1 rRNA gene is annotated in these 498 nt (G+C 37.6%); it reads right to left on the bottom strand.

Annotated features, from left to right (window positions below):
- Positions 1-216: ribosomal RNA gene (locus BGP78_RS20620) — 23S ribosomal RNA — on the bottom strand; the annotation flags it as partial.
- Between the last annotated feature and the right edge of the window lie 282 nt (positions 217-498).

Raw genomic sequence — 498 nt, 5'->3', positions numbered from 1 at the left:
TTTTCCTACGGGTACTTAGATGTTTCAGTTCTCCGCGTTCGCCTCATATGGCTATGTATTCACCATATGATACCTGCAAAGCAGGTGGGTTTCCCCATTCGGAAATCCTAGTCTCAAGCGCCTCTTACTGGCTCAACTAGGCTTATCGCAAGTTAGTACGTCCTTCATCGCCTCCAACTGCCAAGGCATCCACCGTATACGCTTAGTCACTTAACCATACAACCCAAAATGGTTTGTATCGTCAAAGACAGTTTAAACTTCGCCAGAAGTTAATATTGAATACTAAAGTAGATGCTAATTAATCATTGATTAATTGGCATTGTTTTACTTTTGAAAACTCTTTATAGATACGAATATCTATAAGAATTTATTTATCAGCTTTTCCAAATTTTTAAAGAGCAATATTAATTAGCCAATCCCTCAGGATAAAACTAACTAACAATCATCTGTGTGGACACTACGAACAAATAAGTTCTAAATCGTATAAGGAGGTGATCC

The organism is Pseudoalteromonas sp. MSK9-3 (genome assembly GCF_003590335.1).
Lineage (GTDB): Bacteria > Pseudomonadota > Gammaproteobacteria > Enterobacterales > Alteromonadaceae > Pseudoalteromonas.
Note: the sequence above shows the minus strand (reverse complement) of the source record. Positions and strands in the feature narration are given on the sequence as shown.